The sequence below is a fragment of the Porphyromonas gingivicanis JCM 15907 genome (genome assembly GCF_000614585.1).
Lineage (GTDB): Bacteria > Bacteroidota > Bacteroidia > Bacteroidales > Porphyromonadaceae > Porphyromonas > Porphyromonas gingivicanis.
In genome coordinates, this window is record NZ_BAKX01000004.1 from 100,088 (window position 1) to 126,360 (window position 26,273).

Here is a 26,273-nt window from a genome sequence, read left to right on the forward strand (position 1 = left end):
AAACTACTTAATAATCCGATTCTTCTTGTCCTTGATCAACAACTACTGTCTCTTCGAGGTCCGAGTCCCTATCTGCCTTTGCTATGGCACGTACTATGCCCTCTAAGATATTCTTGTCGGTAGAGGCTTCGTTGTGGAAGACAAATTCTCCCGTATTACCATTACTACTAAAAGCAATAAAGGCGTCAAGATCGTAATACTCGCCCAAAGAAGTGCGTTGCATAATGCTGTTAAGAGAACTTCCCTTTCGCATATCGACGAGAAAATATCCTTTCTCATCTTTAGCCAATCGACTAAGATCGTTTTCCAAGAAAGAGGGCTTGTTGATGCCTATTGGAGAGCGAGAAATATAGACAGCTCCCTCTACATAACCTATGAATATAGTGCCGAAAAGGAAGTTCTCCAAAGAGGCTATATTATCCACATAGGTAAGATCTTCGGGGGCTATGCCCATCAGTTTGATAACGGCTTGTTGTACCTCTTTTTCTTTGCCTTTGGTTACCTGGGCTATAATAGTAGCTGTTTCGGGTAGTTCGTATATCTCCGCAAGCTTTGCTCCAAAGGCGGTGGTACCATTGAGGTTGGATAAAACGGTTCGCATAGCAGGAGTGCGCCATGTGGCAGGTAGCTTTTCGTATGCTTGTTGCCAATCCTTGTTTTTACTGCCCTGAACAAACAATATATTGGTAGATTGGGGGAAGTACTCCAATATCTTGCTATCTATTTTCATAGGCTTGCCTACCACCCCTGTGAAGAGTTTGCCCTCACGGTCGATGACCTCGAAGTAGCTCTTTATATCCTTTTTTTCAAAAGATATATTACCTACGATACGATTGTCTGCAAATGTTTGAGTATCGACACCGAAGAGCACGACCATTTCTTTTACCGACTTGACGGGGTTGATGTAGAAGCCTATGTCGCCATCGAACATCTTATCAATGCCTTTCGTATCGGCAAAAGAGGGGAGTTGCTCTTGGGTTCTCTTAATCGACTCCATGGCAATCTCTGTAGAGTTTGCGTTGTAAGCCAACCAAAGCTGACGGTCGTTGAAAAGCAATGCTTTGTCGTCAATTTGAGTTGAGTAAAGTCCATCCTCTTCCTTTACAGAGAGAGAGGCAGAGAGTAAAAGATCTTTCAAGCCTTTAGCATCGGTAACCTTGGCGGTTATGACCAACTGTTCTTCGATAGGTTCTTGGAAAGAGACAATGTGCTTCACGTCGATACACTTCGTGAGTAGTGAGAGCTGACTGAAAACAGGAGATCCCAAAACCTCTTGTAGAGCCTCACCTCCAGCCTTTTCGTATATAGAGGCTCCGTCCAATACCCAAACTATACTTGCATCTTGTGGTAGAGAGTGTAAGAGGTCTAACTGCTGTTTACGCTTACAGCCTACCATTGTAAGCGATAGTAGTAGCGTTGCTACTGCTAAGAGGGCAATCTGTATCTTTTTCATAGTAAACTTAATATTGTTGGTTTATAATAGATGTATTTTTACTCTTCTTCGATGTAACGTTTTTGGTACATTACTATTTTGTGAATTAGAGAGGCTATTGAGGCTGCTTCATTTTGGAGCAAGAGCGTTGCCCCATCGGGACGTACGCTCAAAACAGCATAGCCATTGAGGGGATAGTCTAATACTTGCTTAGCTATATGAGCTATCGTACCATTACTCTTCATGTCACAAATTATATAACCCATATCGTTCTGTATCAAGGTATTTGCAATAGGGTGATTGTTATAGTTGGGTTGTGGTTTTTTAGCGAGAGGAGTTGGTGCAAGATAAAGAACATTTTCTCTAAAGCCGAATACATAATCTCCGAAGGGTAGGTTTAGTGCTAAATCGTTGCCATCTTTACTTCCATTTTTATCATGAAAGTCTGACAACATATCCGATATAGTAGGGAATAGTTGAGCAGCACTGTTCCCTTTAGTTTGTATCAAGATAGTACCCTCTACATCTTTGGGGGTATTTATCGCAGTACTCTTAGCATTTATTGCAATGACTACTGTACCATTTATGGCTGAGAGAATAGGCATAAATTGCTGTACAGCAGGGATGGCAAGGTTCTCAAGTATTTTTACAAAGGCTTCGTTTTTAATAGCTACGCCTGCAAAAATGTCTTGTTTGAGTTCTAAATAGTCCAATAGGGTTTTGTCAATAGCTCTGGCAATGTTGTGCTTGTCTCCTAAAGCGTTGCCTTTGTCATCTAAAAGGGCGGCAGAAATAGCAAACTTGTCCTTTTTGAGGCTTATGCTACCCAAAAGACAAGTATTGTACTTATTGATGTCGTCCAACGCGGGCTTTTGCCAAGTTGCATCTGTAAAGTCTAAACCAGAGATGATAGCTTTCAGATTAAGGTAAATGCCCATTTCGTTGTCCAAAATGCTCCTGATATAGCTTATGCTTCTAATAGATTGACCTGCTTCCTTTTTCAACTTGAAAGACTCTTCTGCCAACTTTTTATCTCTTTCGGAGAGAGAGCAAACCCACACCTGATCTTTATCGAAAATGATATGGAAGGGAGAGAGCTGAGCTGTACTGAAGCCCGATTTTTCCTCTATTGTTGCTCCACTGGCTGTAATGGTTTCTACAAAAGCATTATAATCTTTAATTACAGTGGTAATTACACTATTGTTTCCCATAGGAGACATACGACCAAAAAGGATAGCCTTTTGCGTATCAAGATTCTTCTTGAATAGTTTGATTTGAGCTACTATTTGAGGAGAGGCCATTTCCTCCAATTCTTTCTGTTCAAAGGCATCCATAATGGCATCTACACCTATGGCTACAACCATACTGGCATCTTGAGGAACAGTATTGAGCAAGAGGCTCTGAGGTGTTTCTTTGGGCTCTTTTTTGTTACAGGCGGTAAAAAGAGCGAGAGTTGCTACTATTGCCAAGGAGAGTAGGCAACTAAAACTCATCTTTTTCATAATGTCTTGTGTTTAGTTAGTTTGTTTCTATTAGTGTGTATAGAGTTTGTATTTCCTCTGCCCAAAGAGATTCGTCGGGAGTCTCTAAAATAATGGGTAAATTGTCCAAGTTGGGGTCATTCATTATCATACGGAAGAGTTCCATACCCATAGTACCTTACCCATACTCTCATGGCGGTCTACTCGGCTACCCAACTCTTTCTTAGAGTCGTTGAGGTGAATGCCTGACAGGTAGGATAGTCCGATGATGCGATCAAATTCACTCCAAAAATGTTTGTAACCCTCTGGAGTACGTATTTCGTAGCCAGCAGAGAGGGTGTGGCACGTATCAATGCAAACACCTACCCGACTCTTATCTTCTATTTTGTCAATGATATATGCCAAGTGCTCTAAACGAAAACCCAAATTGGAGCCTTGTCCAGCGGTATTTTCGAGTACTGCTTTTACACCAGAGGTAGCCTCCAGTGCCTTATTAACCTCTTCTGCAATATAGGTTAGGCACTGCTCTTCGGAGATAGTGTTAAGATGACTTCCAGGGTGAAAGTTTAAGAGTTTAAGCCCTAAAAGCTCACAACGTTTCATCTCATCACGGAATGCTAAACTACTTTTCTCTCGCATTGCCCCGTCGGGGTTGCCCATATTGATGAGGTAACTATCGTGGGGAAGAACATAATCTGCCGAGAAACCATACTCGTGCATTAATTCTTTGAAACGTTCAATATTCTCCTGCTTAAGAGGGGGAGGTGTCCATTGACGTTGGTTACGAGTGAAAAGGGCAAAAGCCTTGGCTCCGATAGCTTTAGCATTTTCAACAGCATGTTCCACTCCACCTGAGCTACTTACGTGAGCTCCTATATATTTATTTATCATCACGTTGCGAAATTAATCTTTTTTATCATTAAAAACAAAAAGGAGGATTATTCTTACTCCCTACACAACTTTGTTAAGTTGAGAAATAGTCTTTAGAACCTATATGTACTAAGGAGAGAAAACTAACGCCCCATAGTTCCTCCTTTCTATATGGAAAGATAGCTGTGTTTGAAGGGATGCGCTACTTGTGGTAACTTCGCCATTGGGTGATAGTCTCCCACTAATCCAATAGGTACTGCGTGGCGTATATCGTGTGCCAAACTGATACAAGGACGTACCTCTTCGAGACCAAAGCCTCTTCCAGCCAACACTTCTCTATAACTTTCGGTGTGTAGCTCTGTGAAACCATCGCTAAACTCAAACTCCTCGCCATTTATTTGGATAGAGCGAAATGTGCGCTTACCTTGCTTGGCGACATCAATGGGGAGTGCCGTGGCATTGATGGAGAGGAAGTAACGTACACGAGCACGTTCAAACTCCAAGTAGCCTGCACAGCGGTCGTGTTCTTTGCAGTGCACAATGTTTTTTTGTAATGGTCCGAATACCCACAAAAGCATATCGTAGAAGTGGATACCGATGTTGGTTGCTATTCCTCCACTCTTGGATTCGTCTCCTTTCCACGAGGTGTAATACCAATTACCCCGAGAGGTTATGTAGGTAAGGTCTACATCGAAGAGAGTATCCTTTTCAGAGCGTTCTATCTTCTCTTTCAAAGCAACAATAGAGGGGTGTAGGCGTAGTTGCAATATGTTGTAGACCTTTTTACCCGTTTCTTTCTCTACCTCTTGTAGAGCATCTATATTCCACGGGTTTAGCACTAAGGGCTTCTCGCAAATTACGTCTGCTCCTAAACGGAGACCATACCTACAGTGTGCATCGTGCAGATAGTTGGGTGTACATACAGAGAGCATAGAAATGGCCTCTTGGGAACCTCGTAACTTAGAGTTGTGTCTGTCAAAAAGCTCCTGCTCTGTAAAGAAAGAGGCCTCGGGAAAGTAACTATCTATAATTCCTACACTATCGAAACGATCGTAGGCAGAGACTAACCGATGCCCTGTGTCTTTAATAGCTCGTAGGTGGCGAGGAGCAATATAGCCTGCTACTCCTATCAATGCAAAGTTTCTCATATCGTCACATTCTCTATTTATAGCCAAAAGTAGCCTTTCTATGTAAAACTAAAGAGATAAATTGAATAGAGTGCCGAAAGGTTCGGTCGGTCTCTGTTCAACTTATCTCTTAGACTAAATACCTTATTTATAAAATCGTTATCCTGCTATATTATAACCGTCTATAACTAAAACTAAGTTCTTGATAAAAATGTTGGTCGATATAGCCAAAAGGATAACTCCGAAAAATTTACGGAGTGCAAATATCCCCCCTTTTCCTAAAACTCGTTCGATAATGCCCACAAAGCGCAACATTAGATAGATGAGCACCAAGATGGCTACCATAGCAATGGATATATTTGTATAAGAATGCCCATCCGAACGAAGTGTAAGCAGAGTAGTAAAAGTGGCAGCTCCTGCAAAGAGAGGGAAAACGAGCGGTACGAAGTTAGCTCCCCCCTCGGGGCCGTCGTCTTTGAATATCTGTATCCCGAAAAGCATTTCTACAGCTAAAACGAAGAGTACAATAGCCCCTGCTACAGAAAAGACCTCTCGGCTAATGTCGAAGATGCTTAACATAGGTTCTCCCACAAAAAGGAAAGCGAAGAAAAGCACGCCTGAACCTAAGGTTACAACCTCGGCACTAATCTTTTTCCCTTTCTGCTTCAAATCCAAAACAATAGGTATTGCCCCGATAATATCCACTGCTGCAAAGAGCAGGGCAAAGGCAGCGCCAATGGCTTCTATACTAATACTGCCAAAGTCTGCGGTTATCCTATCCCACATAGTAATTCTGTTTTTATTTAATTCAAATAGCGATTTTGTTTATTCGTATAGTAAATAGGCAGAGGGGGAGGGGCTCTATGGAGTTGTTACACCAAAATAGCGAACATTCAATTAATGTATCTCCGCATTCCCACTTACATTCCGTTCCTACTCCTCCTTATTTCTTCCGAATAGTAGCTCCAATAGGGCTTCTAAGGAGTAGTCTATAGCCTCGTGGATAGCCTCCTCTGTAATTCGCCAACAAAGGTAGTTATTTCCATTTTTTTATAAAGAGGTTAAAGAAAAAAGAGATGCTAATATTTGTCTTAAAGACAGCATCCTTTTAGAGACAAGAGGTGGTGGTATTTTTTGCTTTCATGGAGATTGTACTTCTAAACGACTTACCTTGGGGTTGAAACCATCGATGCTTTTGCTTCTAAGCATTAACCCTTTTGGGCAAAACCCTTATACCTTTCTAAGGATAGGGTTATAGTAAGCGTTGTGAGGGTCTTAAAGTTATTTTGTGTAGGATTAAGAAGGGTAAAGCATAGCCCCTGCAGAGACTCTCGACAAGATTAGAAGTCGGCTCTCAAGCGAACGTTTATCTGCCTGCGTGTAAGATAGTTCGGTACGGCATATTGATGGTTAAAAGCATCGGTTATCCAATAGTATCCACTGACATTAGCATTGTCTAAAAGATTGAAAAACTCCAGCGAAATATCTATGCTTTTGAATGCTGAGAGAAACGATTTCCCCATTCTTCGTCGGGGTAGTGTCTCTTCATCGTAGAGTCGGTATATAAGCCCCATATCGACACGTTTATAGCTTGCACCCGTAAAAGCAGGCATCTCAAAATTACGTGAAGGGCGGAATTGAGGCAAGCCGCCCGATAAAACGCCTCTTAGGCTAAGGCGTAGCTTTTTGTAGCCAGGGAAGTAATCTTGGAAGAATAGCGAGAAGTTGTAGTTTGGTGCATTGGGCAACGCCATAGAGCCTACGTTGGGGATGTGCTGTTGGCTCTTGAGTAGAGAGGCAGTCAGCCACGAGTCAACTCCTGGAACAAACTCTCCGAAGAGTTTCACATCTACCCCAGCAATGTAACCTTTGCCAATATTGTCGCCTAAATAGCGCACCTTCACATTGTCTACAACGTAAGGGTTAAGGTGGTAGAGGTGTTTGTAGTAGAGTTCGGTGGATAGTCGGAAGTTGCGGTCCTCTATCTTAAATTGGTAATCACTCCCTACGAGGAAGTGTAGAGAGCCTTGTGAGCGTATCGAAGGGTTTAGGTGTACTTCGTTGTTGCCATTGGCATCGGTTACAGTGGTACGTATTTCTTTGTAAAAAGGAGCTTGGTAGTAAAGGCCCGAAGCGAAGCGGAAAGTAACTTTGGGCATTGACTTAGGTGAGAATGAGGTTACCAAACGTGGGCTTATGATAAACTCTTTATTGAAGCTCCAATAGGAGGCTCTCACTCCCGGATAGAGGGAGAAAGCTCCAATAGAGGTTTCCCAATGCACTTCATCCATAAGGTAGCCTGCCCAGCGATGGCTCTGTAACGAGTTGGAAGAGTAGAGGTTGTAGAGCATCTCTATACGTTCTTCTTGGCGAGGTTGATTGTAACCAGCCGAGTCTCTTCGAGTCCACTCGCTGATATGATCACTTACCAACTCTCTGCGGTATGAGATTCCCCCCTTTAGCGTATGGGCAGGGAGCACTTTCCACAGAGCGTTATAGCTGGCTGTAAATAGGGTATAACTCAATCGATTGCGCGCGTGTTCTAAGTTGGTTCCCGTAGCTAAAGCATTGAGATTGGTCGAGATGTCAGAAGAGTTCTTGCTCTCTCCATGCAATTGCGTATTGTCAAGGTAGTAGGCTCCTTCTATGTCGTACGTTTCTTCCTCTTTACTATTGTACAGCCCTATGTTGAGGCTGTGTCTCTGTTCTGTAGAGGGGGTAAAGGAAACTCCTAAAGAGCCAAAGAAAGAAAGGAAGTGATCGCGCTCCCGACCATCGAAGTAAATTTTTAGAGTCTTGGCGTTGGTTAGCGTGCCGAAAGAAGTTTCTCGAGTTTGAGGGATAAAGGAGTAATGCGTGGAAGAGGTATTGCCCAAGAAATGGAGCATCCAAGCCTTATTGAGACGAAAGGTTAAGTAGGTTTGTGCATCGAAGTAGAGCGGTTCGTACTCGCCTTTGGTATCGAATGTATTTAGTAGAGCTTTGCCATTCTTAAAACGAACACCCGTTACTTGTGTAAAAGCTCCATGACGAGAGCCTATGTAGAGCTGAGACCCTTGCAGTCCTGCCTCAGCAGAGGCTTCGAAGCGGTCTGGTATTTTATAGCGAATATCCAGTACGGAAGACATTTTGTCTCCATACTCAGCAGTAAATCCTCCCGCCGAAAAGTTTACCGAGCGAGTCATTTCTGGATTGACAAAACTAAGTCCCTCCTGTTGGGCAGAGCGTACCAAAAGAGGGCGGTACACCTCCATCCCATTTACGTAAACCATGTTTTCGTCATAGCTACCTCCACGTACAGAGTACTGACTACTCAATTCATTATTTTGGGTTACTCCTGCATAGGTAGAGACCAGCGATTCAACGCCCCCGGTAGGAGAGCTGTTGATGCGGATGTTTTCTGCTGATATGCGCTCCATGTTTTGTTGCTTCTTCTGAGAGGCAACGACGGTAACGGTGTTTATTTCGGTGGCTGTTTCTGGAAGCTCAACATTGAGTCGTAGGTCGGCTTGAATGCCTTTAGGAAATGTTTTCTGTACGGATCTATATCCTAAACTGCTAAATTCTATGATGAGGGAGTCGGTAGAGAGAGGGAGTGAAAAAGAATAGTATCCTTTTAGATTGGTCGAAGCTCCCAACGCTCGTCCTTTGACTTTTACGTTGGCAAACTCAATCGGTTTGCGCTCTCGATCCAGTACATAACCATAGACGCGTACACTTTGCGCCCAAGAGTTACCAATAGTAAGGAGTAGTACCCCCAAAAGGAAGCCCCACCTCTTTTGAAATCTATTCTTTTTCATTGCAGATGCAAATATACATTACCACGAGAGGAAAACGAAATACTCATCCCTTTTATTGAGTTTCAAAGAGCATATAAAAGATATATACTACCCATGAGTTGGCTTTTAGAGTAAGATAATGTATTGTGTTTATTTTGATATTTTTATATTTGCAGACATAAAAATAAGAGGACTTTCTCAGAAAAAGATGCAAAACACTATGTGTGGATTGACATATAGACTTCCAAGAGTGCCTCTCGATAGGCTTTTTGCGAGATATTAGAGAGAAGTTATTGTAAGATTTTTTCTCGAGCAGGTTAGTCCCTTTTTGTAGAAAGGAAGTAGGGGAATTGATCTGTTTTTCTATAACAAGCTATCTTTTCTTGGGAGCTATTGTGAGTTCATTGGGGACTCAAGGAATGTACACACCACAAAATGAAAGACGAATATCAATCTCATTTTTAGTGAAAGTAATGGGTTCTTCTTTCACTAAGAATAATAGGAATTTAAGAACCTTAATTTATAGTATATGAAGAAGGCATTCTACTTTTTATGTTTTTCTTTGACATTTTTGATGTTCTGCACCACTGCACAAGCTGGTGAAGGATTTTATCAAACCATCGCTCCCCAAAAGAGTAAGCAAACAGAGGTAAAAGGCATTCGCTTGAAAACCCAAGCAGAGGTCGGTTCAGTGCTACGGATGGAAATTGCTGCCAATGGATCTTTTGTGGTAGAGGGAATAGAGTTTGTGGAACAAAAAGAGGTTTTAGGCGAAGTCCACAATTACTACAAAGTACTACAGAAAGATATCTTTATAGGAGGAGATATTACTTCTTTATACTGTAATTACTGGGAGTTGGAGTCGGTAGATACAAGCCAAGCACCCTCTCTTAAAGAATTTAATTGTCATGATAATCAGTCCGTTTCGTTAGACTTTTCACACAATACCCAGCTAAAGAAGCTGGTTTGCAGTCTATGTGATCTTGAAACGCTGGATTTATCCCAAAACACTCAATTAGAGTACTTAGATTGTAGCGAAAATAAGCTGACCAGTTTAAATCTTGACAATCATAAGAAACTACAAATACTATCGTTTCAACGAAACAAAATCTCGACTTTCAACTTGAGTGACCTGACTGCATTGAGAGAGTTTTATAGTGATTATAATTTATTGACCTCAATAGACTGCTCAAAGAATCTTCAACTCCAAGTTCTAAAGTGTAATGCAAATAAATTAACTGCGTTAGATCTAACAAACAATAAAGAACTGAAAGAGTTACAGTGTGATCAGAATGAAATAAAAAACTTCTCTCTAAACTCGACTTCTTTGATCGAATTTTATATCTCTAATTGTAAAACAGAAAGCCTCTCTATAATAGCACCCAATCTCGATCTTTTCGTTTGTTATGGCAATCTTTTGACTTCTTTAGACCTATCTAAATGTCCCCTTTTGAATGCTCTCTCTTGTCATACAAATAAATTAAAGACGTTAGATCTCTCGACATCTCCCAATCTTGAATACATCTGGTGTAATAACAATCAATTAGAAACACTGGATTTTTCTGCTAATCCTCGTGTCTTTTCTGTTACTTGTTATGGTAACTCCCTTCAAGATAAGGAAATGGACAAACTTATAGAAACATTGCCAACGAGAATAAAAGACGATATGGCAACTCTTATCCTTATTGATACCCAAGATGAATCCGAAAAGAACCAGTGTACAGTAGCATCTGTAAACAAGGCAAAAGAAAAATCTTGGAGCGTATACGACTATGATGGCGGAAAAACACCTTACCCAGGAATCCCTTATGAGGGGAAGGATACTGCCAATGAGATTATTCAGAAAGATGCTATTAGCATATACCCTAATCCTACCACAGACTATCTTTTTCTTCGCAACAATACTGATAACCCCACAGAGGCTAAGTTATTTGCCGAAGATGGACGCCTGCTTCTTTCTGTACGTGTGGTAAGTTTAATAGAGAAGATAGATTTGAGGTCTTTTAAAGTGGGTACCTACATACTACGTGTTGGAGACCAATCGAGAGTTATCTTAAAGAGATAATTCAATCTGAAGGTTTGTAAGTGAGGGTATTAATACCCTTTAATAGCCTTAAAAACAAGAAGGAGTAGCTGGTATGACCAACTGCTCCCTCTTTTTAATCTTATGGAAACTTCAAATACAGTAGAGGAAAAAGATGCTTTCTAACGCTCCCCTCGAACAATCATACCGCTACCAAAACAAATGTGCTCATCAGTGTCGTAGATAACCGCATATTGTCCTGGAGCAATGCCCTGTATGGGTTCAGCACTTTCTATCCTATATCCCCCCTCTTTTCGCTTATAGATAAGTCCTCGAACGAATTCGGGAGTGTGTCGTATCTTCAGTGTTATGGAGATGGGAAGTCCTGCATCAAGTTCCTCTTGCGATAGCGGGTTGCCTACGGCTCCATAGTCAAAAAGATCTTCCGTAATGAAGTTAAACTTGTCAATGTATATCTCTCTGCCATATTGAGTCAATGGGTCGTAGCCTCGACTAACCAGTATAATGTTACGTTTACAATCCTTTTTCACCACAAACCACGGACCACCACTAAGCCCGAGACCCTTTCTCTGCCCGATAGTGTGAAACCAAAAGCCTTGATGGGTGCCTAATACTTTTCCCGTTTCGTACTCGATTATCCGCCCAGGCTTCTTACCTAAGTAGCGTTCGATAAAGTCGTTATAGTTAATCTTCCCGAGAAAACAGATGCCTTGACTATCCTTACGCTGTGCATTGGCTAAGCCTGCTTCTAAAGCAACTTCTCTTACTTGCTGCTTATTCAGATGCCCCAAGGGGAAAAGAAGTTTAGAGATTTGTTGAAAGTTTATCTGCGCTAAGAAATCGGTCTGGTCTTTCACCGCATCGGGAGCCGTGGCTAAGAAAGTTTTGCCCCCTATAATCTCCGTAGAGGCATAGTGCCCCGTGGCGATATAGTCGTACAAATGCCCGATACGCTCCTCGAAAACTCCAAACTTGATGAACTTATTGCACATCATGTCGGGATTAGGTGTGAGTCCCTTACGTACACTTTCGATGGTATAATTAACCACACGCTCCCAATAGTCCTTGTGAAGGTCTATCATCTCGTAGCGCAAGCCATATTTGCGAGCCAGCAAAGTAACCATCTCCATATCCTCTTCGGCAGGACAATCTATGTATCCCTCCTCGTCCTCCATACCTATGCGTATATAGTAAAGGTCAGGACGGAAGCCAGCCTCTATCAATAAATGCGCCGCCACGGAGCTATCTACCCCGCCCGATGCCAGCAAAGCGATGCGAGTATCGCGGGAAAGCTCTAAAATGTGTGGAGGTAAGGGATAGCGCATAGGGATTTAAGTAATAGGAGTGGCGGTGATTACATCTTTTCGGGCATTTCGATACCCAACAAAGCCATTGCACGGCAGATGGTGTCGGCTACTGTACGGCTGAGGAAGAGACGCACTCCACGGAGGGCTACATCGGACTCTTTCATAATTGGGCAGTCGTGGTAGAAGGAGTTGTATGCCTTGACCAAATCGTACACATAGTTGGCAATGAGTGCAGGGCTATAGATGCGCCCAGCCTCTTCGATAACCGAAGGATAGTCAGAGAGCTGTTGTATCAGTTCAATCTCACGAGCCGATAAGGTGGTTACAGTTGTAAGTTTGTCCGAAAAGGTGTCCCCACTCTGCGTTGCTTTTTCGAGCAAAGAGCGGATACGAGCATAGGTGTACTGTATAAAAGAGGCGGTGTTTCCGTTGAAGTCGATAGATTCCTCGGGGTTGAATGTCATATTCTTGCGTGGATCTACCTTGAGGATGAAGTATTTGAGCGAGCCTAAGCCTACACGACGTGCAACCTCACGACGCTCTTCGTCGCTGAAGTCGGCTGCTCGCCCCGCCTCTTTGGCTATTTGCTCGGCTGCATCAATCATTTCGTCCATTAGGTCGTCGGCATCTACCACGGTACCCTCACGGCTTTTCATACGTCCGTTGGGGAGCTCTACCATACCATAGCTAAAGTGTACTAAACTCTTGCCGAAAGCAAAGCCCAATCGGTCCAAAAGGAGGGAGAGTACTTTGAAGTGATACTCCTGCTCGTTGCCTACCACATAAACCATACGATCTATAGGATAGTCCTTATAGCGCAACTTGGCTGTACCGATGTCTTGTGTCATATATACAGAGGTACCATCGGAGCGGAGAAGAATTTTTTCGTCCAACCCTTCTTGGGTTAAGTCTGCCCATACGCTACCATCTTCGTGACGCACAAAGAGCCCTTCATCTAAGCCTCGAAGTACCTCTTCTTTACCCCGTAGATAGGTCTCGCTTTCGTAATATATTTTGTCAAAATCCACCCCGAGACGACGATACGTTTCATCGAATCCATCGTAGACCCATTGGTTCATCGTGCGCCAGAGAGATAGTACCTCTTCGTCGCCATTTTCCCACTTGCGGAGCATTTCTCTTGCTTCTTTCATCAGAGGAGAGGCGTTCTCAGCTTCCTCTTTACTCATCCCTTTGCCCATAAGCTCTTTAAGCTCCTCTTTATAGTGCTTGTCGAACTCAACATAAAAGTCCCCAACTAAGTGGTCTCCCTTCTTACCAGTGGACTCAGGAGTAGCTTGGTTACCCCACTTTATCCAAGCCAGCATAGACTTGCATATGTGTATCCCCCGGTCGTTTACGATATTGGTCTTGACGACTTTCAAACCATTGGCATCAAGTATACGTGAAAGACTATAGCCAAGTAGATTATTACGAATGTGTCCTAAGTGTAGGGGTTTGTTTGTATTGGGCGAGGAGTACTCAATCATCACCAATGGAGCCTCTTCTGTTACCTTTTTGTGCCCGTAGTCCGAAGTGTTACCTATTTCTTGCAACGCACTTATCCATAAAGAGGGGGTAAGAGAGAGGTTCAAGAAGCCTTTCACTACATTGTAGCTAGCAATCCATTCATAAGAGGATTGGAGTGCTTTCGCAATTTCTTCCGCAGTCTCTTCTGGTTTCTTTCGAGAGAGTTTGAGAAGAGGAAAAACAACCAAGGTGATATGCCCTTCAAACTCGGGACGCGTTTTCTGTATTTGTAGTAGTTTGCACGCTTGAGCTCCGTAGAGTTTTTCAAGAGTTGTGCTAAAAGCCGTTGATAACTGTTGCTGTAAAGACATTGGGCAGTTGATAAAATATGAATGAACTTACATGTCAAAGAGAATAGTATCGACCGATACTATTTTCCGTGCAAAGTTAGCTATTAGCCAATAAAGGAGATACATATTGTAGGAGATTGTGGAATAAATCTTTTGAAATCTACTCTTTTTGAATCCATAGTATGCTCTCTTGTGAGAAAGAATGCAATAACCTCTTTTTGTGTAATAGAAGAGAGAAAGAATTTTTATCTTATTTTCGTGGTAACAAGTATTCTATAGATCTGTTATGACATATTATTTCTTGATTATTGGTGTTCTGTGTTTTTCGGTTGGCCTTTTGTGCTATCGTTTCCCCTCCCTTATTGCAGGATATAATATGATGTCGAAAGAGGAGCGGAAGAAGATTGATATTGGCTACGTTAAGCGGACTATTCTAATTTGTCTATCGCTACTTGGATGTCTCTCCATCTTATTTATGTTTTTGCCCGATCGTACTATAACACACATTGTATGGCTTGTACTTTCGTTGTCTGTTATAGGGGTAATGCTTGTCATAGTTAATAGAAAAAAGAAATAGAGACTCAAAAAGTCTCTATTCCCAATTATAAATATTATTTGTTATCCACCAAGTTACTTCCGTTTGAGATGTAGATAATGCTTTCTTTGCTCTTCGGGTAACTTCTCGATAGCATAACGAAGCGAAGTGCGAGGCATACTACTCGCATATTGATCTAAAAATGCTATAAGCGTTTCAATATCTCTTTTACCCACCTCTCGAAGCATCCAACCAACGGCTTTGTGCATTAAGTCATGAGAATGATAGAGGAGTTGTTCTGCCAGAGCTATCGTTGTTGTAAAATACCCCTCTCGGATAAAGGCGTAAGTCGATACGATAGCGATGCGTTGCTCCCAAAGGTTATCACTCTGGCTAAACGCTTTAGCTCATCGTGTTTCTTATCTAACAGATAATTCCCTACTATCTTGTAACAAGAGAGATCTACTAAATCCCAATTATTTATTCGATCGGTATGAGCGAGGTAGAAGCGGTATATCTCTTCTCGTTCTTCTTCTTTTTTGCTTCGCTCAAAACGTTCCACTAAAATCAATAGACCGCAAAGTCGCACTTCATGCCATGGGCTTTGCAGAAGCTCTCGCAGTGTATCGAAAGAGGTTGAGAGGTGTTGCTTTGCCTCTTTGCGTATTATGGGAACAGGCAAGCCTAAGAACTGGTCTCCCTCTCCGTAGCCTCCTTTGCCTGTCTTGAAGAAACGCATAAGCACCTCTCTTTGGTGAGGGTCGGCTTGGTCGGATAGAAGAGTGTAGATTTCTTGAGCTTCTGATGTTTTCATCGAGCAGAGATAATTTGTAAGATGCGATTGTTGAGGTAGAATGTTTCTGTTTTATCTACAACAGCATTGTTGGGAGCTCGGAATTTTTTAGCTGTTCCTTGTTGAAATTCTTTGTCAGTACCCACTTCCATATTGGGAGTGAAGGGGTAGATGCGCAACTTTTTCTTCTTCGTTAACTTCACTTCGAGGTATTGAGGTATCTTATTGCTTTCTCCTTTTATAGAGGTCGTATAATTGGCAAATACTTTACTATGGGGAGCATAAGCCTCATCAGTTAGTTGAGGTAGTCTATTTTCCAGACCCCATAAGCGACATAGATACTCATTAATCTCTGTGTTCAACACCATACCTGTGGGACGATGATTTTCAGGGTGATAGGAAGCGAGTAAAACTTCCTCACCTGTATGCCCATGGGTCGTAAATCCAAAGGGAAGATACTTTTTATAAATAGCGCAAATAACGGAGGATAAATCTTGGCTGTATAACCCCTTTTCGGTAGAGATACCTTTGCGTTCTTCGAGAGGTATAGGGCTATTCTTGTAAGACTTGCAGTGGAAGAGAGCTTCTAAGTCTTCTTGATCTAAGGAGATTTGGGCATATTGTTCAAATAACTCTTGAGCTTGTTCTCTTTGGGTTTGGTTAAGAAGTTGAGCCATCCCCTCGGCAGTCTTTTGAATAGAGGTCAGATGTCCGAAAAGTTCTTTTTCAGAGGCTTTGTCGTACTTTTTAAGTCGCTGGAGTCCTATGCTCATACCGCTGTTACCATGGTCGGAGAGTATGATGATGGCGGTATTTTTATCCTTTTGAGCGAAATCTAATGCGACCTTCACAGCCTTGTCAAAGGCGAGCATCTCTGTGGCCATACCTACGGGATCGTTGGCGTGAGCCGCCCAGTCTACCTTACTTCCCTCAACCATTAGGAAGAAACCCTCCTTATTGTTATGATCAAGTAAAGAGAGAGCCTTTTGGGTCATTTCTGCCAGCGAAGGTACTTTTTGAGGGTTTCTGTCAAGATCGTAGGGCAGGGCATAGTCACTGAAAAGTGCCCACAACTTCTCTCCCTCGAAAGCCCGCATGGCAGAGAGATCTTTTTCGATATAGGTGATGTTTTGTTCCTTAAGGCTTGTGCCAGCTCTGGTGTTATAAAGGCAGTCCCTCCGCCTAACATAACATCAACAGGCAAGTGTACCATTTGAGGAGCAATCCAGTCTCTTCTACTTCTTCTATACGAATGGGCAGCGCAATCGGCAGGAGTGGCATGGGTAAACTCACATGTTACCACCAATCCAGAGCGTTTATTAAGGAGCCATTTACCTGCTTCTAAAATAGTTGCCATAGGTTGGAAGGCTCGCTTAGGGTCTACAGGTATCAAGTCGTGGTCGGTCGCTTCGGGATAAGTAGCTACGAATCCCGTTTGTGAGGGCATGCCTGTCATATAGCAACTGGTTGTGGGGGCAGAGTCTCCTATCGGAGCATCGGAAGAGAAAGTAACCACTGTACCACTAATCAGAGGGTCCATGTTGAGATGTTTAGCCTCTTTGTTGAGGTAACGTTGGTACCACCGTGCGAGCGAAATGGTAGAGAGCGAAGTTCCGTCAGGAATCATCACAATGATGTTTTTGACAGGAGCTACTTTTTCGGGTAGTCCTGCATACAGAGTATTTCCAAAGCTCAATAGTAGAGCTACTGAAAGAAGGATAGATTTTATATTCATTATGTAAAGTAGATAGTGTTGTATAGGTTACGGTTCGAGAAGTTCGGGGATAACCTCTCCCAAGGTTTTTCTAATGTGAGGTCGGGGAGTATTCTCTGCGTGTATTATAAGAATAGTGTCATGGCCTGCCACTGTGCCCAAAACAACAGGGGAGTGTAGGGCATCAATCTCACATGCTATACAAGAAGCATATCCGGGGTCTGTTTTTATGACAGAAAGATTGCCCGATATTTGAAGTGAGCGGAAGCCTTTTGTGCCGATAAAGCGCACCATCTCTTCTGAAATCTGGACTCTCTCGTCAGGCAGACTATAATAAGTAGGTTTGCCCGAAGAGGCATAACGCTCTTTGGTAATATGTAATTCCAAAAGATCTCGAGAGATGGTACCTTGCCCAGCTGTAACCCCATTGGCTTGTAGGAGCTTTTGTAACATCTTTTGATCAGAGATATTGTTACTTTTAATAAGTCTACATATAAGAGCTTGTCTATAATCTTTTGGTGAAGCCATATTCTATATTCTCTTATTGGTTTTTACCGCCTTTGTAACGTTCTCTTATGACAAAAGTACAAAATAAACCGATGGAGAAAAATAGAAAGTATAAATGTAGGAATATCAAAGATTTATAATCTATTTTGACAAGAAAATAAGAATATGCAAGAAGAGTTGTAAACCATAAAAAAGTGATTTAGGACTGTCATCTCTTAGGGATTAATACTTTCATCTGTAAGCATTATGGGTTTTCGGTGTAAGGGTTAATGGTTTTGCCCAAAACAAGAAAAGTGCCTTTCATGGTTTGTTGCACACCCTAACACGTCTAAAAGGGGCTGTGGTAAAACTCAAATTTCCCCACAGCCCCTTAATTGAAGTTACTTAGAAACTATACCTAACGATAGTCTACATAAAAAGGATTCCCCAACGAATAGTAGTGGTATGGCCCATATTTACCAGCTCCGGGCACCCACTTTCCCGCCATAGAGCAAGGGATCGCTTGGTAGCGCCCATCGGGCTTCTTCACGATAACATAGCCAAAGACGATCCTATATCTACCCGTACTGGTATCTTCGATTTTCCACTCATCACTCTTGATCAGTGTCTTGACGATTTTGTCTTTGGGCCACTGCTTGCGCATAATTTGCTCAAAGGTCGCAATCATCTGGGGCGTGTTCATACGCCCAGGCTTGGGCATATCGTAGACCCGTTCTTGTCGCTCACGATACTCCTCCTGCGCACTCTTGACCCGCTCATCGGCTTTTCGCTCCTGCTCGGCTTTCATCTCTGCCAGTGTCCTTGGCTTAGGGTATATGGCTTGATACTCCTGATCCATAGAGGCATACATCTGCTTGAGTGAGGCTACCATAGTCTGCACCTCGGATCTGAATCCCTTAGATTGCCATCAACAAGCTCTCCAGAGAGCTTATTCACAGCTTGGAAGAGGTAATACTTCTTTAGATTTGGGCTCAGGTCCGCCGTCTGCATATACTTATAGATCCTCCTGAGTTGCTCTGCCTCACTGAAGCGAGAGCGAGTAGCAGAGCCGTTAAAAGGGGACAACAATATCTTTTGAACTGCCGCCGCTACTCGCTGGTATTCCATATCCCAATCATTCCATCGAAAGTCTTGTACCTGCTCACGCTTAGGATTATTCAGCAACGTAAGGAAGTACAGCATGGCTTTGTTGTCATCGGGCCAAGCTATGAACTCGATATCGCGCTGCTCTACGGCTTTCTTTAGCCTCAGAAGGTAATAGGCAAGGCTCTCAAACTGCGCACGAGTGTCTAGCGTCTGATCAAATGCCCCTCCATGATCGCTCTGCTTGGCTAGGGCGTAGAAACTGTCTGGGGTTTGCTCTGCGATTTGCACTTGTTTCATGATCGCCAGAGGATCGACTTCGTCCGTCTTAGGGAGATTGCTCTGCATCTGGCGCTGAGTCGATCCTTGAGCCTGCGCAGGCTCCACGTCCAATTGCTGACTAACCTCATTGGTCACTTCCTTGGCGACCTCCTCGGTCTTGGTCTTCAACTTCTTGACATATTTCCCCAACTGTGCATGAGCGGGGACTAGGGCTAGGAGCACAAATAGGCTAAGCGCTCCTAACCTGGTAAAGCATTTCATTTTCATAGTAAAAAGAATTATCTAATAATATGAGTTTATCCATCTATTCTTGGGCATAAGCCCCAGCAAACCACACAGCACCTCTGAGGCTATTGGGCAACGCGAAGGTCGTAATGTGACGACGCTACAATAGTTCTCTTCTTGATGATACAATTAGGTGCATTACGGAACAAAGATAAAAATTTTGTGGAAGATATTCCGTGCGGCGAGCTAAGTAGTCCCTAAAGAAAGTCAACGAAGATAAAAATTTTGTGGAAGATATTCCCCATGCTTGACACTGGAGCATATGCAAGAAGAGTTGTAAGCCATAAAAAAGTGATTTAGGATTGTCATCTCTTAGGGATTAATACTTTCATCTGTAAGCATTATGGGTTTTCGGTGTAAGGGTTAATGGTTTTGCCCAAAAGGATTAAAGGTTTTTCGAGTAAGCTATATACCCTTTTAGAAAGAGCGATTGTTCCTGTTTTTGGGGACGATATAGATATATTTTATAGAGCTATATAAAATATCTGTTGAGAGGGGGGGCAATTATGTAGACCTTTGCACCAGAATTTTTAATACAAAATATATCATACATTATGACACCTATTCTAAACACCCTTTTTCCTGAGTTCAAACTTAACGCTTATCACAACGGAGCTTTCAAACAGATTACTAACGAAGATCTTAAAGGTCATTGGTCATTGGTAGTATTTTATCCCGGGGACTTTACTTTCGTTTGTCCTACGGAGTTGGAAGATTTGGCAGATAAGTACGAAGAGTTCAAGAAACTCGGCGTGGAGGTGTACTCTTGCAGCTGCGATACGCACTTCGTACACAAGGCTTGGGCAGATGCTTCTTCTGCTATCAAGAAAGTACAATACCCTATGTTGGCAGATCCAACAGGTGCTTTGACTCGTGCTTTGGGTATCCTTATCGAAGAGGATCAAATGGCTTACCGTGGTTCTTTTGTGGTAAATCCAGAGGGAGTTATCAAAATTGTAGAACTCAACGATAATAGTGTGGGTCGCGATGCGGAAGAAATCCTTCGTAAGATAAAGGCAGCTCAATATGTAGCTTCTCACGACGGACAGGTTTGTCCTGCTAAATGGCGCGAAGGGCAACAAACACTTAAACCCAGTATTGACCTTGTAGGAAAGATTTAATCCGCTTTCTCCTACCCAAACAACCAAAACTTTAAAAAGAGCCCTTCGATTATGAATTATCCTTTTCGAGGGCTCTTTTTGTATGCAGAGAGCATAGCTTCGTTCTATGAAAAAGAGCATTAATAGGCTCTCAAAGAGGAAATACTACTAACAGACAAATAATACTTTCTATGTTCGACAAAGATACACTGGAGCAGTTGAGTAATTACTTTGCTCCGTTAAAGAAACAATATACGCTAAGGTTAAGCACACTCCCATCTCATCCCTCTTATCAAGAGGCTAAGACTATGTTGGAGCAGTTAGCTTCTACCGCTTCTCAAATCTCTATGGTTTTTGAAGAAAAGGAGGGCTTTTGCATCTCCATTCTCGTGGATAATCAAGAGTCGGGAGTGCGTTTTCGAGGCATTCCTGGAGGGCACGAATTTACATCCTTGCTTCTTGCTCTACTCAATATGGATGGGATTGGAAAGAATATCCCAGATGAAGGTGTACAACGTCGTGTAAAAGCGATTCGTGGTACTGTTAAACTCAAAACTTACGTTTCATTGAGTTGTACCAATTGTCCCGATGTCGTTCAGACTCTGAATTTACTCTCTATTTTAAATCCCAATATCTCTCATACGATGGTAGATGGAGCTTTCTTCCCTGACGAAGTGGAGGCATTGGGTATAGCTTCTGTGCCTTGCGTTATGGCAGGCGATAAGGTACTCCATGTGGGGAGGGGCGATTTGGCTACATTGCTCAACAAGTTGGAAGAGACGTATGGCTCTGAAGTAAAGGAGGTTAGCAATCAAGAGGCACAAGCCTTTGACCTTGTGGTCTTGGGGGGAGGCCCTTCGGGCATAGCCTCGGCTATCTATTCGGCTCGTAAGGGGTTGAAAGTGGCGGTCGTAGCCGAGCGCATCGGTGGTCAGGTTAATGAAACGGTAGGTATTGAGAACCTAATCTCCGTGCCCTACACGACAGGAGCTGAATTAGCACAAAACCTTCTAACACATGCCGAGGGTAATAATATCTCCTTGTTCGAAGCGAGAACAGTAACCTCTGTTGAGCAAAATGGGGGTATCTCTTACGTGCGTACTTCTTCGGGCGAGTGCTTTGCCACCCTGCTTTAATTGTCGCCACGGGAGCCTCTTGGCGTAAGTTAGGTGTGCCAGGAGAAGTTGAATATACGGGGAGTGGGGTAGCTTACTGTGCACACTGCGATGGTCCCTTCTTCAAGGGCAAAAGAGTCGCTGTAGTGGGAGGTGGTAACTCTGGTCTCGAAGCTGCCATAGACTTGGCAGGTATCTGTGAGCATGTTACGTGGTAGAGTTTTTGGATGTTCTCAAGGCAGACAACGTACTTCAAGAGAAGGTTCGAGAGCTCTCCAATGTGGATGTTTTGCTCAGCACTGCAACAAAAGAGGTAAAAGGAGATGGCAAAAAGGTAGTAGCTATCATCGTAACGGATAGAAAATCCGGACAGGAAAAAGAGATCGCTTTAGATGGTGTTTTCGTTCAGATAGGACTCTCTGCTAATACGAAGTTGGTTGAAGAACTTGTCCCTACTAACGAACGTGGCGAAATCATCATAGATGCTTCTTGTCGTACTCAAACTCCGGGGATATACGCAGCGGGAGACTGTACTACTGTACCCTATAAGCAGATTGTAATTGCTATGGGCGAGGGGGCAAAGGCTGCACTCTCTGCTTTCGAAGACCGTATTCGTTCCTAAGAGTAGGATCGATTAAAATAATAGAGACCGTTGTGCGGATCTCCCAAAAGGCTTCGATCTGTTGCCTGCTGATATCCGTACAACGGTCTTGTATATTGTTGGGTTAATTCCCTACGCACAGCTCTTTACTAAAGTAAAGAGCTGTGCGCATAAAGTAAAAAAAGCACCTCCTTGAAAAGAAAGTGCTTTTTGATTTTTGTCGGGGTACTGTGATTCGAACACAGGACCCCCTGCTCCCAAAGCAGGTGCGCTAACCGGACTGCGCTACACCCCGATACTTCTTTGAAGTAAGGCTTGTAAACCCCTGTCCTCCTCAAAAGCACTGCAAAGGTACATTATTATTTTAATACTGCAATACCTTTATACTTTTTTCTTGATTTTTCTTTTAGGCTTCATTTCGTACCTTTGTAACTATCTCAATCAATGTACTATGCAAAAAGAGAAGATACTTATAGCCTTTGATACTGTTACAGAGGGTTTTGAAGAGTTAGAACAACACTTCGAGTTGGTACGTCCTCCTAAAGGACGAGATTTTACCCAAGAAGAGATTATGCGCCATTTGCCCGAATGTGTAGCATTGGGGGCAGTTTTCGATATTCCTATACAAAAGGAGATTATTGATGCGGGTACTTCGCTCCGCTTGATTGCCAATTATGCTGTTGGCTATAATAATATAGATGTGGCTTATGCTCAATCTAAAGGTATTGCCGTTGCTAATACACCTAAGAGTGTGGTAGCTCCGACAGCAGAGTTGGCTCTTGCGTTGATGCTTTCCGCCTCTCGCCGAGTGGCTGAGTGGGATCGTACCCTACGCCATAAGGGACGAACCTTTAAGCCCTCTCGTTTGGAGATGCTTGGCATTGATTTGTGGGGAAAGAGAGTCGGTATAATTGGATTGGGCAATATAGGTAAGGCAGTGGCGCGCCGTTGTCAAGCCTTCGGTATGCAGGTGTTGTATTACAGCCGCCACAGACTTTCTACAGAAGTAGAGAAAGAGTTGGAGGTTACTTATACTCCTCTTGATACTCTTTTTCAAGAGGCTGATATTCTTTCGCTCAATATGCCATACAATAAGGACTCACACCACGTGGTTAACAAAGAGCGTCTTAGGAGCATGAAAAGTACGGCACTCCTAATAAATACGGCACGAGGAGCTGTAGTGGATGAGGAGGCTTTGGTTATTGCCCTACAAGAGGGATGGATAGCAGGAGCTGGTTTAGACGTTTTTGAAGATGCTGATAGACCCGATGAGAGACTTCTCTCAATGGAAAACGTAGTCATGACACCTCATGTGGGTACGCAAACATACGATGCTCGAGTTAGTATGGCTCGAGAAATGTCGGACAATATACTGGGCTTTTTTTTACAAGATAGAGCTGTGAGTTTGGTCTCAGTTTAATACTCTCACTGTTTACCCTATAAGAAATCCCCGTACTCTCCGTAAAAGTATGGGGATTTTTTTCGTGCCTTTGGCTCGTTCCTTTCTGTTCCTTGAACTTGTATAACAGTTCCCTTTAAGACAAGAGGGAGAGCCTTTTCAAAGCTTTTATGGTAGTGGAGGGAGCCTCCTCCGAGGCGAAAGAGTCAATTATAGCTCTTTGATGCGCTCCATTATATGCTCAAAAGTCGTGTCCTTAAGTACAACTTTGCCCTCTTGGTCGAGTAGATAGAGTGTTGGGCTATATTTCAAATCGTAGAGAGGTACTTCTGTAACCTTCCCATCGCTATTGAATCCAGCAATTCCGAAAGAGGGCAATTCTTCTATGCTACCTCTCCATACGTCCCAATTATCTTCAGCATTGATAAAAAGGAGGTTGCTCTTTTTCGATTGTATCAGTTGTCGTAGCTCGATATTCTCTTTCATTTTTGCAATAACCTCTTGGCAACTGTGGCACCCAGGCGAATAAAACATTAAAATAGTAGCCTTACCTCGGAAATTACTCAGAGTATAAGATACACTGTCGGAGGTTAGAAATTGAAAATCTTCAGCCAAATATCCTACACGATTGCGCTTCATCAAGCGAGCGAAGTATTTGGTTTTTTCTTGAGTCGTTAAGTCTATTTTGGGAGTTTCGGCGAGCCATTCGACGATGGGTAGGTAATACTCTTCATTAAAAAAAGGAGATTGAGGCTCGTAGAGATAACGCTCGTATTGATTCTTAAAGAAGAGAAAGAGAGAGTCTTGCGACCGCTCCAATGGATAAATCAGAGATTTCTGTACCTTATCTACTGGGAAGTAGAGCGCTACGCCCAAAAGATTTACGAGAGACTGTTCGAGTTTCTTGGGAGACTGTAAGAGCTTGTGCTGATCAAAGTCGCAATTGTCCCAAAAGTGCTGTACGTAGTACAAGGCTCTTTCGTGAGCATTTTGAATAGTTAGCGGAATTGCTGGAGGGGGGAAAGCGATCTCTTCTTCCTCGGTGGCTGTGCTGTCTTGCACCATTGAGATGGCTGCTACAGCTTGCTGATGCTCCGACTTGGCATCGGAGTTCTTGCACCCGACGATGAGCAGGAGAGATATTAACCCCGTGTAGATAAATAGTCGTTGAGAAAATACTTTGTACATCGTCTTTTTTATGATGAAACCTTCAGAATATAAAAGAGGACAGGATAAAGAGGTTGCTACTCCAGAAAGTAAAAAAGCCTTGGAATAACACTATTGGTTTTTCCAAGGCCTTTTTTGTAAAGAGGTTATTCTTTATTTGAGAAATATTTCATGAATTGCATACGCATATACTGTGTACCATCTCCTTCGTCTTGAGCTTTGAGTTTACCTCTGAACTCGCTAAGAGAGGTATACTTCTTCTTTTCCATCCATTGAGTAAGACCATCTAAGAGTACTTGCACGTAGCCAGCGCCTTTTTGGTAGAAGGCAGAACAGATTTGCGTCGTAGAAGCACCTGCCATTATACATTTGATAACAGCTTCATAGTCGTGGATGCCTGTTGTTGCAGATATAGGTATTTGAGGCACCTTAGCAGCGAGAATACCTGTATAACGGAGTGTATCGGGTAGAGAATCTGCGGTGGTAAAAACTTCTCCTCCAGTGATGGACTCAGTTTCGATATTGATGTCCATTTGATAAGAACGGTTGAAGATGGTAACCCCAGCAGCCCCCACCTGACGTAAACGATCTATCAAAGCTGGCAAACAAGAGAAATATTTTGCCAATTTAACCTGTACGGGGATAGAAACTGACTTAACGATACCGCTTACAATAGAGGCGTAGCTCTCTATTAGGAGGCTGGCATCTGCCTTAATATCACCTTCCAAACGCATAATATTTACTTCAATAGCGTCAGCTCCAGCCTCTGCTATCTGTCGTGCGTAAGAAGTCCACTCGCCAGATTTGTAACAGTTAATACTCGCAATAACGGGTATTTGTACTCGGCTCTTCGTTTCGCGTATAAGGTCAAGGTACTTCCCAATCTCATTCGCTTTAACGTATTCAGAAATGTAATCAACAGCCTCAGGGTAATCTCCCGCTTGAGATAGCGAGGCTGATAATGAGTCAATTTGCTCTTCAAATAGAGACTTAAGCACTACAGCCCCTGCACCAGCCGATGCAAACTCTTCGATTTTTTTTGCAGAGTTAGTTAGTCCTGAGCTTGCTATTACAATTGGGTTACGCAGGGTTATACCTGCATAGTTAGAAGTTAAATCTATCATATTGTTCTTCTCTCTTTAGTTCTTTCTTTTGTTTATCCTCAATAGGAGCGTGCTCCCATTATATAAGATCCTATGCGGACCATATTGCTGCCTTCTTCTACAGCCCAGTTCCAGTCATCGCTCATACCCATAGATAGGGTGTCAAACTCTGGTCTATGCGCCATAATCCCCATTCGGAGATAATCGAAGAGTTCTTTCGCTTTGCGGAACTCTCCTCTTACTTCTTCTTCGTTGTTTGTGTTGGTGGCCATCGTCATCAAACCTCTGAGACGCATATAGGGGGCATCTTTCTCTCGCTCCATTATTGTTTTTATCAATGGCTCTACCTCAATAAGAGGAAGTCCAGCTTTGGAAGTCTCTTGTGCAATATGTAGTTCGAGAAGAAAGTCTATTTGTCGATGAGCCAACCGAGCCCTACGAGCAATCTCTTCGTATAGAGCTAAAGAGTCGACGCTTTGTATAGAATGGATAAAAGGAGTAATGTATTTTACTTTATTGCGTTGTAAAGAGCCTATCAGATGCCAACGAATATCTTGAGGAAGTTCGTTTACTTTGCTCATGAGTTCCTGTACACGGTTCTCTCCAAAGTCACGAATTCCAGCATTGTATGCTTCCCAAATCTCCTCGATGCCGTGGTTTTTGGTAACTACGATAAGGGTAACATCCTTGGGAAGAAGGGCTTTAACTTCGTTGATACGCTCTTGAATCATT

General features: G+C 42.8%; 19 protein-coding genes, 1 tRNA gene and 3 pseudogenes. 5 read left to right on the top strand and 18 right to left on the bottom strand.

The features are described 5' to 3' along the window. Positions 1 to 7: 7 nt before the first annotated feature. From JCM15907_RS05865 to JCM15907_RS05890, 6 genes and pseudogenes are all read right to left on the bottom strand, one after another. Positions 8 to 1,453 carry a DUF4836 family protein gene (locus JCM15907_RS05865; RefSeq protein ID WP_025843090.1) on the bottom strand — a complete coding sequence of 482 codons (1,446 nt, stop codon included), beginning with the start codon at positions 1,451 to 1,453 and terminating at the stop codon, positions 8 to 10. 38 nt (positions 1,454 to 1,491) lie between these two features. Beyond that, a complete protein-coding gene (locus JCM15907_RS05870; RefSeq protein ID WP_025843091.1) occupies positions 1,492 to 2,934 on the bottom strand; it encodes a hypothetical protein in 1,443 nt (480 codons plus the stop codon). Between the two features lie 16 nt (positions 2,935 to 2,950). Beyond that, a pseudogene (nfo, locus tag JCM15907_RS11045) lies at positions 2,951 to 3,804 on the bottom strand (deoxyribonuclease IV). Positions 3,805 to 3,950: 146 nt separating this feature from the next. Beyond that, entirely contained in the window at positions 3,951 to 4,931 is a 981-nt protein-coding gene (locus JCM15907_RS05880) for a Gfo/Idh/MocA family oxidoreductase (protein WP_025843092.1), read from the bottom strand. Between the two features lie 138 nt (positions 4,932 to 5,069). Then, a complete protein-coding gene (locus tag JCM15907_RS05885) occupies positions 5,070 to 5,702 on the bottom strand; it encodes a MarC family protein (protein ID WP_370664414.1) in 633 nt (210 codons plus the stop codon). A 548-nt stretch (positions 5,703 to 6,250) separates the two neighbouring features. Next, complete coding sequence (locus JCM15907_RS05890; protein WP_051522412.1) at positions 6,251 to 8,710, bottom strand: TonB-dependent receptor; 2,460 nt, start codon at positions 8,708 to 8,710, stop codon at positions 6,251 to 6,253. A gap of 508 nt (positions 8,711 to 9,218) precedes the next feature. Here JCM15907_RS05890 and JCM15907_RS05895 point away from each other — a divergent pair. After that, positions 9,219 to 10,754, top strand: coding sequence for a T9SS type A sorting domain-containing protein (locus tag JCM15907_RS05895; RefSeq protein ID WP_025843095.1), 1,536 nt, complete (start codon positions 9,219 to 9,221; stop codon positions 10,752 to 10,754). Positions 10,755 to 10,894: 140 nt separating this feature from the next. Here JCM15907_RS05895 and mnmA read toward each other — a convergent pair whose 3' ends face one another. Together mnmA and argS are read right to left on the bottom strand one after the other, a co-directional pair. Beyond that, the gene (gene mnmA / locus JCM15907_RS05900; protein ID WP_051522413.1) at positions 10,895 to 12,058 is read right to left on the bottom strand and encodes a tRNA 2-thiouridine(34) synthase MnmA; all 1,164 of its coding nucleotides are present in this window, start codon (positions 12,056 to 12,058) and stop codon (positions 10,895 to 10,897) included. A gap of 29 nt (positions 12,059 to 12,087) precedes the next feature. Continuing rightward, positions 12,088 to 13,878 (bottom strand): arginine--tRNA ligase, encoded by a 1,791-nt coding sequence (gene argS / locus JCM15907_RS05905; RefSeq protein WP_025843097.1) that lies wholly within the window; start codon positions 13,876 to 13,878, stop codon positions 12,088 to 12,090. A 265-nt stretch (positions 13,879 to 14,143) separates the two neighbouring features. Here argS and JCM15907_RS13990 point away from each other — a divergent pair, with 265 nt between their 5' ends. Then, positions 14,144 to 14,434, top strand: coding sequence for a DUF3784 domain-containing protein (locus JCM15907_RS13990; protein ID WP_081773808.1), 291 nt, complete (start codon positions 14,144 to 14,146; stop codon positions 14,432 to 14,434). Positions 14,435 to 14,487: 53 nt separating this feature from the next. On the opposite strand, the pseudogene JCM15907_RS11050 reads toward JCM15907_RS13990, so the two are convergent. From JCM15907_RS11050 to JCM15907_RS05930, 6 genes and pseudogenes are all read right to left on the bottom strand, one after another. Further along, positions 14,488 to 15,206, bottom strand: a pseudogene (locus JCM15907_RS11050) (DNA alkylation repair protein). Next, positions 15,203 to 16,282: an alkaline phosphatase gene (locus JCM15907_RS12850; protein ID WP_148297472.1), complete on the bottom strand. Its 1,080-nt coding sequence runs from the start codon at positions 16,280 to 16,282 to the stop codon at positions 15,203 to 15,205. Before JCM15907_RS12850 ends, JCM15907_RS11050 begins: the two are co-directional and overlap by 4 nt. Beyond that, entirely contained in the window at positions 16,177 to 16,920 is a 744-nt protein-coding gene (locus JCM15907_RS13690) for an alkaline phosphatase (RefSeq protein WP_051522415.1), read from the bottom strand. Before JCM15907_RS13690 ends, JCM15907_RS12850 begins: the two co-directional genes overlap by 106 nt. Positions 16,921 to 16,947: 27 nt before the next feature. Then, the gene (locus JCM15907_RS05920; protein ID WP_025843098.1) at positions 16,948 to 17,427 is read right to left on the bottom strand and encodes an arginine repressor; all 480 of its coding nucleotides are present in this window, start codon (positions 17,425 to 17,427) and stop codon (positions 16,948 to 16,950) included. 376 nt (positions 17,428 to 17,803) lie between these two features. Then, entirely contained in the window at positions 17,804 to 18,277 is a 474-nt protein-coding gene (locus tag JCM15907_RS05925; RefSeq protein ID WP_025843099.1) for a hypothetical protein, read from the bottom strand. Then, positions 18,271 to 18,939 (bottom strand): hypothetical protein, encoded by a 669-nt coding sequence (locus tag JCM15907_RS05930; RefSeq protein ID WP_148297473.1) that lies wholly within the window; start codon positions 18,937 to 18,939, stop codon positions 18,271 to 18,273. Before JCM15907_RS05930 ends, JCM15907_RS05925 begins: the two co-directional genes overlap by 7 nt. A 671-nt stretch (positions 18,940 to 19,610) precedes the next feature. Between JCM15907_RS05930 and ahpC the strand changes: the two genes are divergently transcribed. Next, on the top strand, positions 19,611 to 20,177 hold the full coding sequence (gene ahpC, locus JCM15907_RS05935; RefSeq protein WP_025843101.1) for an alkyl hydroperoxide reductase subunit C: 567 nt from the start codon (positions 19,611 to 19,613) through the stop codon (positions 20,175 to 20,177). A 170-nt stretch (positions 20,178 to 20,347) separates the two neighbouring features. Continuing rightward, a pseudogene (gene ahpF / locus JCM15907_RS11060) lies at positions 20,348 to 21,893 on the top strand (alkyl hydroperoxide reductase subunit F). Positions 21,894 to 22,092: 199 nt separating this feature from the next. Here ahpF and JCM15907_RS05945 read toward each other — a convergent pair. After that, a tRNA-Pro gene (locus JCM15907_RS05945) sits at positions 22,093 to 22,167 on the bottom strand. Positions 22,168 to 22,323: 156 nt separating this feature from the next. Here JCM15907_RS05945 and JCM15907_RS05950 point away from each other — a divergent pair. Then, complete coding sequence (locus JCM15907_RS05950; protein ID WP_025843102.1) at positions 22,324 to 23,292, top strand: NAD(P)-dependent oxidoreductase; 969 nt, start codon at positions 22,324 to 22,326, stop codon at positions 23,290 to 23,292. Between the two features lie 189 nt (positions 23,293 to 23,481). On the opposite strand, the gene JCM15907_RS05955 is transcribed toward JCM15907_RS05950, so the two are convergent. The 3 genes from JCM15907_RS05955 to JCM15907_RS05970 all read right to left on the bottom strand — a co-directional run bounded on the left by JCM15907_RS05955 (position 23,482) and on the right by JCM15907_RS05970 (position 26,272). Beyond that, positions 23,482 to 24,459, bottom strand: coding sequence for a DUF5106 domain-containing protein (locus tag JCM15907_RS05955; RefSeq protein ID WP_025843103.1), 978 nt, complete (start codon positions 24,457 to 24,459; stop codon positions 23,482 to 23,484). A gap of 125 nt (positions 24,460 to 24,584) precedes the next feature. Then, the gene (locus JCM15907_RS05965; RefSeq protein ID WP_025843104.1) at positions 24,585 to 25,562 is read right to left on the bottom strand and encodes a dihydroorotate dehydrogenase-like protein; all 978 of its coding nucleotides are present in this window, start codon (positions 25,560 to 25,562) and stop codon (positions 24,585 to 24,587) included. 38 nt (positions 25,563 to 25,600) lie between these two features. Further along, positions 25,601 to 26,272, bottom strand: a complete 672-nt coding sequence (locus JCM15907_RS05970; RefSeq protein WP_025843105.1) for a YggS family pyridoxal phosphate-dependent enzyme — start codon at positions 26,270 to 26,272, stop codon at positions 25,601 to 25,603. Position 26,273 lies beyond the last annotated feature (1 nt).

Coding starts and splice junctions, on each gene's coding strand:
- JCM15907_RS13990 (WP_081773808.1), top strand. CDS start 14,144: ATGACATATTATTTCTTGATTATTGGTGTTCTGTGTTTTTCGGTTGGC.
- JCM15907_RS05880 (WP_025843092.1), bottom strand. CDS start 4,931: ATGAGAAACTTTGCATTGATAGGAGTAGCAGGCTATATTGCTCCTCGC.
- JCM15907_RS05890 (WP_051522412.1), bottom strand. CDS start 8,710: ATGAAAAAGAATAGATTTCAAAAGAGGTGGGGCTTCCTTTTGGGGGTA.
- JCM15907_RS05950 (WP_025843102.1), top strand. CDS start 22,324: ATGCAAAAAGAGAAGATACTTATAGCCTTTGATACTGTTACAGAGGGT.
- JCM15907_RS05955 (WP_025843103.1), bottom strand. CDS start 24,459: ATGTACAAAGTATTTTCTCAACGACTATTTATCTACACGGGGTTAATA.
- JCM15907_RS05895 (WP_025843095.1), top strand. CDS start 9,219: ATGAAGAAGGCATTCTACTTTTTATGTTTTTCTTTGACATTTTTGATG.
- JCM15907_RS05925 (WP_025843099.1), bottom strand. CDS start 18,277: ATGGTAGCCTCACTCAAGCAGATGTATGCCTCTATGGATCAGGAGTAT.
- JCM15907_RS05865 (WP_025843090.1), bottom strand. CDS start 1,453: ATGAAAAAGATACAGATTGCCCTCTTAGCAGTAGCAACGCTACTACTA.
- JCM15907_RS05970 (WP_025843105.1), bottom strand. CDS start 26,272: ATGATTCAAGAGCGTATCAACGAAGTTAAAGCCCTTCTTCCCAAGGAT.
- JCM15907_RS13690 (WP_051522415.1), bottom strand. CDS start 16,920: ATGAATATAAAATCTATCCTTCTTTCAGTAGCTCTACTATTGAGCTTT.
- JCM15907_RS12850 (WP_148297472.1), bottom strand. CDS start 16,282: ATGCGGGCTTTCGAGGGAGAGAAGTTGTGGGCACTTTTCAGTGACTAT.
- mnmA (WP_051522413.1), bottom strand. CDS start 12,058: ATGCGCTATCCCTTACCTCCACACATTTTAGAGCTTTCCCGCGATACT.
- JCM15907_RS05965 (WP_025843104.1), bottom strand. CDS start 25,562: ATGATAGATTTAACTTCTAACTATGCAGGTATAACCCTGCGTAACCCA.
- ahpC (WP_025843101.1), top strand. CDS start 19,611: ATGACACCTATTCTAAACACCCTTTTTCCTGAGTTCAAACTTAACGCT.
- JCM15907_RS05920 (WP_025843098.1), bottom strand. CDS start 17,427: ATGGCTTCACCAAAAGATTATAGACAAGCTCTTATATGTAGACTTATT.
- JCM15907_RS05870 (WP_025843091.1), bottom strand. CDS start 2,934: ATGAAAAAGATGAGTTTTAGTTGCCTACTCTCCTTGGCAATAGTAGCA.
- argS (WP_025843097.1), bottom strand. CDS start 13,878: ATGTCTTTACAGCAACAGTTATCAACGGCTTTTAGCACAACTCTTGAA.